The 6,000-nt window shown below is 66.1% G+C and carries 4 protein-coding genes and 2 pseudogenes; 2 read left to right on the plus strand and 4 right to left on the minus strand.

The genetic code is table 11. The features are described from left to right. Window positions 1–159: 159 nt before the first annotated feature. Both ACWCXB_RS28390 and ACWCXB_RS28395 read right to left on the minus strand, forming a co-directional pair. Window positions 160–846: pseudogene (locus ACWCXB_RS28390) on the minus strand (alpha/beta fold hydrolase); the annotation flags it as partial. A gap of 32 nt (window positions 847–878) precedes the next feature. Further along, window positions 879–2,099: pseudogene (locus ACWCXB_RS28395) on the minus strand (RNA-guided endonuclease InsQ/TnpB family protein). A 25-nt stretch (window positions 2,100–2,124) separates the two neighbouring features. Here ACWCXB_RS28395 and tnpA point away from each other — a divergent pair. Then, on the plus strand, window positions 2,125–2,556 hold the full coding sequence (gene tnpA, locus ACWCXB_RS28400) for an IS200/IS605 family transposase (protein WP_450726602.1): 432 nt from the start codon (window positions 2,125–2,127) through the stop codon (window positions 2,554–2,556). 367 nt (window positions 2,557–2,923) lie between these two features. Here tnpA and ACWCXB_RS28405 read toward each other — a convergent pair whose 3' ends face one another. Next, a complete protein-coding gene (locus tag ACWCXB_RS28405) occupies window positions 2,924–3,589 on the minus strand; it encodes a DUF4097 family beta strand repeat-containing protein (protein WP_450726603.1) in 666 nt (221 codons plus the stop codon). 236 nt (window positions 3,590–3,825) lie between these two features. Between ACWCXB_RS28405 and ACWCXB_RS28410 the strand changes: the two genes are divergently transcribed. After that, the gene (locus tag ACWCXB_RS28410) at window positions 3,826–4,581 is read left to right on the plus strand and encodes a helix-turn-helix domain-containing protein (protein ID WP_450726604.1); all 756 of its coding nucleotides are present in this window, start codon (window positions 3,826–3,828) and stop codon (window positions 4,579–4,581) included. Between the two features lie 242 nt (window positions 4,582–4,823). Here ACWCXB_RS28410 and ACWCXB_RS28415 read toward each other — a convergent pair whose 3' ends face one another. Then, the gene (locus ACWCXB_RS28415) at window positions 4,824–5,564 is read right to left on the minus strand and encodes a hypothetical protein (RefSeq protein WP_450726605.1); all 741 of its coding nucleotides are present in this window, start codon (window positions 5,562–5,564) and stop codon (window positions 4,824–4,826) included. Window positions 5,565–6,000 lie beyond the last annotated feature (436 nt).

The following is a 6,000-nucleotide window of genomic DNA, read 5'->3' on the forward strand; positions in this document are numbered from 1 at the left end:
ACGATGCCGGCGGTGGAGACCTTGTCGACGATGCTGGTCACACGCGTCCGTCCCGCGCGAAGGACTGCGGCCCCTGCGCGACCCGGACGCGGTCGAGCTGGACGATGATGACGATGGTGGCGAAGACGTGTAGTTGTCGTCAGTCCGCTGGTCGTGTCTTCAGCGCCCCCCGCGGTCGATGGCGGCGACCTCGCGTACGGCCTCGGCGATGGCCGGGAAGTCCTTCTTGAGGATCGCACCGTGGTTGCTGGCGACCTTCGCGCCGATCTGGATGTTCGGGTTGTGGGCGGTCACCGCATCGAGGCTGGTACGTTTCCGTTCCTGCTCATCACCGCGGCTTCCGAAGGACGTCCCCGAAGCGACCACATACCGCACCGGGACGGTGATGTTGTCCAGCACGGGGCCCAGCTCGCGCTCGCGGGAGAGCCTGCCGAGCTCGATGTTGCTGTTCGCCTGCTGTTCGGCGGCCATCCGCGGGGCCAGGCCCGTCGGGCGCAGCAGCGGCAGGAACCAGCCCAACCGCCGAAACAGCTTCCGGATCCGCTGCTCCATGGCCTCGTCGAGCCAGTCGTACGGGAACGCGCCGTCGACCAGGACCGCCCCCAAGGCACGCTCCGGATTCCGGCTGGCCCAGTGCGCCCCGACGAACGCCCCGTAGGACCAGCCCACCACCAGCGCCCGGTCCACACCCCTGGCCGCGAGAACGGCATCGACGTCCCGGACGGCTGCCTCGAAGGAATAGTCCGCCGAACGCTTCGATTTGCCGCGGGCCCGCTCGTCGTAGGTGATGTGCCGCCACCCCGTCCCCAGTTCAGCGATGACCCGCCGCCAGTACCCCTGAGTGGCGAACTGGCCATTGAGTTGACATCCTCGCCCACCTAAAGGAGGGCGATTCCCGCCTGCCGCGCTGTTGCCGGGCGCTGCTTCGGGTGGGTTCCTGCTTCATCGCGCTGTGCGGGAACGAGTCCCCGGCTTACCTGCGCTCGACAGGCTGACACCGCCAGTCCGGCGGCCTTGGCGACGTTGACTGCCGCGTTGATGTCCCGGTCCAGGACGGCCCCGCACGCCCTGCATTCCCACACGCGGACGTGCAGGGGCTTGGGGCCGTCCTTGACGCCGCACGCGGAGCAGACCTGAGAGGTCGGCTCGAAGCGTCCGATGCGGTGGAAGCTGCGGCCGTACTTCGCGGCCTTGTACTCCAGCATCGCGGTGAACGCGGACCATCCGGCGTCGTGCAGGGACTTGGCCAGGCGCGTGCGGGCGAGCCCTTTCACCGTCAGGTCCTCCACTGCCACCGCTTGGTTTTCGCGGATGATCTGGGTGGAGAGCTGGTGGTGGAATTCGCGCCGTGCGTCGGCGACCTGCGTGTGTGCGCGGGCGACCTTGATGCGGGCCTTGGTCCTGTTGTTGCTGCCCTTGGCCTTGCGGCTGAGGTTCTGCTGTGCGCGCTTGAGCTTCTTCTCGGCCCTGCGCAGGAAGCGCGGCGCGTCGATCTTCGTGCCGTCCGAGAGGACGGCGAAGTGCCCCAACCCGAGGTCGATACCGGCGACCGGTTCCCTCTCGGACAGTGTGACGGGCTCGGTCTCGACCACGAAGGAGGCGAAGTACCGTCCGGCCGCGTCCTTGATCACGGTCACCGTGGACGGGACGGAGGGCAGAGTGCGGGACCACTTCACCCGCACTTCCCCGACCTTCGGCAGTCGCAGCTTCTCACCGGTCGTGATCTTCCACCCGGCATTGGCGGTGAACCGTACGGCCTGCCGGTTGTCCTTGCGGGACTTGAACAGGGGACCCATCTTGGGTCGCTTGCCCTTGAGGCCGTCGAAGAAGTTTCAGTATGCGGTGTCCAGGTCCCGAAGGGACTGCTGGAGGACCACCGAGGACACCTCGCCGAGCCATGCCCGCTCGGGTGTCTTCTTCGAGGCCGTGAGCTGCTTGGACAGCTCGGCCGAGGGGACGAACGGCAGCCCCGCAGAGCGGGCGTCCTCACGGACGCGGAGCGCGTCATTGAAGACCACCCGCGCACACCCGAACGCCCTTGCCAGCGCGGCACGCTGAGGACCGTTCGGGTACAGGCGGAAGCTGTACCGAAGCTGCATAGCGCGATCGTACTAAATTTGGCTTATGCCACCCCGATGGAACCCGAATCCCGATGTGCGCACCGGCCGTCACGTCGTCTACAACCTTCATGCCCACTTGGTCTTTGTCACAAAGTATCGGCGCAGGGCCATGACCGACGCCATGCTGACCAGGTGCGAGGAGATCATGCGGGAGGTGTGCGCGGACTTCGAGGCCGAGCTGAAGCAGTTCAACGGCGAAGAGGATCACGTGCATCTACTCGTGCACTACCCACCGAAGGTGCAGCTGTCCAAGCTGGTCAACAGCCTCAAAGGCGTCTCCGCCCGGCTGCTCCGCAAGGAGTACGAAACGCACGTACGTAAGTACCTGTGGGGCGGACACTTCTGGTCCGGCTCGTATTTCGCCGGATCATGCGGTGGGGCGCCGCTGACCGTTGTACGCCAGTACATCGAGAACCAGCAGCGCCCCGTGAGCTGAGGGCAACACTGCGGACCCGTGCGCCAGTGCGGGTCAGAGCAGTCTTGAGATGCGCTTCACCCCCGCCCTAAGGGGCGGAGCACTGCGCAAGATCATAGGTAGACCACAGGGATCCCGGGACCGCCGGTGTCGGTGACGGCCAGGGCCGTATCGTCAACCGGCACCATGCCGGTCCACTTCGCAATGGTCGAGGAAGTGCTGTTCTTCGTCATGTGTTCCCCCTGGTCGCGTGAGAGCGTCTTGTACGACTTCTCCAGGCCCTGCTCGTGGATCGCAGGCCCCTCGGGACGGACGGCCGCGTCCTCAGCGACGACCGACAGGATCTCGATCGCGGTGGGCCCGGCCGGATGGTCCTGGTTCTGCTCCTTCAGAGGCTGCGGGCGGTGATGTCGCCGTGGGAGGTGGTGGCGCGGATGTCGAGTTCGGCGGTGCCGTCGTTCTTGAGGGCGTTGCTGACGCGGCCGTAGTCGGTGCCGGCGTCCAGGGCGGCGGAGACGCCGGCGGCGGCGGTGACCGAAATGTCGCCGGACTGGGTGCGGAGCACGACCGTGCCGCGCACGGCCTCGGTGATCCGGATGTCGCCCCTTGCGGTGCTGATCTCCGCGGGGCCGCCCAGCCGGCCGACCTCGACGTCGCCGTCGGTCGCGGTGAGGCGGACGCTCGCGGCCTCGTCGATCTTGATCTGGCGGTACGCGCCTTCGAAGGCGACGTCGCCGAGCCGTCCGACGCCGCGGAGCTCGGCGCCGGCCGCCTTCGCCTCGATGCGGGAGCCGGCGGGCAGCTGGACGGTGACCTCGAGGGATCCGGAGGGGCCGAAGAGCTGGTTGTTGGGGGTCGAGGCCGTGATCCGCAGGACGCCGTCGGCGTAGGCGACGGTGGTCTGCTCAGCGGTCTTGGTGTCGCGGCTCTTGGAGGGGTTGGCGGGCAGGACCTCGACGGTGGTGTCGGCGCGGTCTGCGGCGATGAACTGGATGCGTCCCGCGGGGATGTCGAGGACGGCGGAGATCGGGGCGGGGGTGTCGAACTTCTGCATCGTGCTCTCCCGTGCTCGTTCGTTGTTTCTGACACCGGAAACGCTACGTTGCTTTCCAGACTCCGACAACACGCTTGTTGCATAGAATCGGCATCTATGGAGCTAGAGACCGAGAAACCGTTGCAACGGTCTCGAAGATAACGCAACGACACTGGCCTGATCATTGCAATGGATGAGAAGTGAAGGCTATAGTGGGGGATCAGGGACCGCCACGAAGGATCACCAAGGAGATCGCGATGCCGGGAGGCAGACTCACCCAGCAGGAACGCCGGCAGATCGCACTGGGGCTGGCCGACAACCTCGCCTACGCGGAGATCGCCCGACGCCTCGACCGTCCGACCTCGACCATCACCCGCGAGGTCATGCGCAACGGCGGCCCCACCGCCTATCGCGCCGACCTGGCCCACCGCGCCACCGAACGCCGCGCCCACCGACGCAGGCCCGCCTCCTCCCTAGGGCCGGAGTCAGTCCCCCAGCCGCACGGACGCGACGCCGAGGCCGTGGCCGAGTACGAGGAGACGCTCACCACCGTCCTCATGGCTTCGGGCCTGACCAAGATGACGGCCCGGGTGCTGACCTGCCTGTTCACCACCGACGCGGGCAGCCTCACCGCGTCCCAACTCGCCCAGCGCCTCCAGGTCAGCCCGGCGTCCATCTCCAAAGCGATCGCCTTCCTGGAGAGCCAGAGCCTCGTCCGCCGAGAACGCGACGAACGCCGCCGCGACCGCTACGTCGTCGACGACGAACTCTTCTACCAGGCAACGATCGCCAGCGCCCGATCCAACGACCAGCTCGTCGAAACCGCACGCCAAGGCGTCGCCATCCTCGGCCCCCACACCCCGGCCGCCACCCGCCTCGAGAACATCGCCCGCTTCCTCGACTTCATCAGCGAAAGCATCACCCGCGCCGCCGAACAGGCCCGCGAAGTCCTCCACACCAAACCCGAAACAACCTCAAACGCCACCGCCCAACCAAGTCCAGACCACGGATAGACAGCCGTCTCGCCCGACCGTGCACGGGCCGTCACAAACGAGCCCTGCCTGCGAGGACGGCCTCATCACCGCCGGAGTTCTCACGTCCTGGAGCTTGGCTGCAGGCTCCGAGGACGTGTGCTGGAACCTGGCCAGAGTCCCACCCGCGTATCCCGCGATGGCTTCGCCCTGATCACGACTACTCACGAGCGGTTGACGCGTGTCTCAGCAGTCGCGAGAACAGCCGTGGTGCTAGCTACGTGCTACGGCTCATCCCTGGGCGTATCGACGGACCATCCTGACCGGGGCTCGCTGCTCTGGCCGAAGAAGTAGCCGAGAATGATCAGAAAGCTGTTGCTTACAAGGGCGGAGACTTCCACCTTCGCGAACATGGCCACGACCAACGTGACGGCCAGTCCCACCAGCAGCAACGCACCGATCATCGGCGCCATCGACTCGCGCGCCAGCTGAGCGGACCGAAGCTTCCAGCGGCGCTCGGAGAGCTGGATTTTCAGCAGCTGAAGTTCTCGCTCGCGTTGAAACTGCAGCTCGCTCTGCTCGTCAGCTGCGTCGCGGGCCAGATGTTCCGATTCCGAGGCTGACCTCTCCAAAGCGTCGAGACGCTCCCCGAGTTCCCTCTTGGTGTCTTCATCGGGTATGCGGTCAATGAGCTCGCGCAGCCCTCCGATCTTCTCCTGGCTTCGCAGGTCACTGATTCGTTCCAGGATGAGCCGTTTGCGCTGGAGGAGCAGTGGAAGGACGCCCATCGAGGCCGACATGGTGGAATCGGCCAGCATGCCCACGACTTTGCCGGCCCGGGCCGCAAGTTCGACCTTGGGGAATTGATCAGGGTTGGCGATCGCGTCATTGACGCGCGTCAGTGCCTCCTGTAGTCCCGGAAGGTCCAGGCTTTGGATCTGCTGCTCAGTCAGACCTATGACCGACAAAACAGGGTCGTAGAAGTCTTCGAGCCTGAAGCCCCCCGCTGCTGATCCCCTTGCCATCCCACTCCCCCGTCCAGCGGCCTGGATGTTCCTCTGTACGCCGTGCGTTGCGTCATGTCAGCACTCTCACCGGCCATGCAAAGTGGCACAGCTGCACGGCACCTGCTAACGGCCCCAACTAGAGGTCAGGCAACAACACTCGTTGCCGCGATGGCCGACGACAGGCTGCCAGCAGGATGGCACGAGGCCCGGCGCACCGGCCGGGCCTTGAGAAAAGCTGGACCCGGCAGTCCCGCGAAGCAGCCAGTTCATGCAACGCCCAGGGTCGCACCGCGAGATACCTTGGCATCCCGCTGACCGCCCGACTCCGTGGGGCACCGGAGCGCGAGGGACGACGCACCTAGCTTGATCTTTAACGTCCGGCGTCGAATGGTGCGTCGAACTTGATCACTCGGTTCGGTATCCGGCGTACACGGAAGCGGCCTTCGTCTGAACA

This window comes from Streptomyces sp. NPDC001514 (genome assembly GCF_053597075.1).

What these genes read in the sequence shown, in the direction of transcription:
- tnpA (WP_450726602.1), top strand. Translation starts at nt 2,125, where the DNA reads ATGCCACCCCGATGGAACCCGAATCCCGATGTGCGCACCGGCCGTCAC.
- ACWCXB_RS28415 (WP_450726605.1), bottom strand. Translation starts at nt 5,564, where the DNA reads ATGGCAAGGGGATCAGCAGCGGGGGGCTTCAGGCTCGAAGACTTCTAC.
- ACWCXB_RS28405 (WP_450726603.1), bottom strand. Translation starts at nt 3,589, where the DNA reads ATGCAGAAGTTCGACACCCCCGCCCCGATCTCCGCCGTCCTCGACATC.
- ACWCXB_RS28410 (WP_450726604.1), top strand. Translation starts at nt 3,826, where the DNA reads ATGCCGGGAGGCAGACTCACCCAGCAGGAACGCCGGCAGATCGCACTG.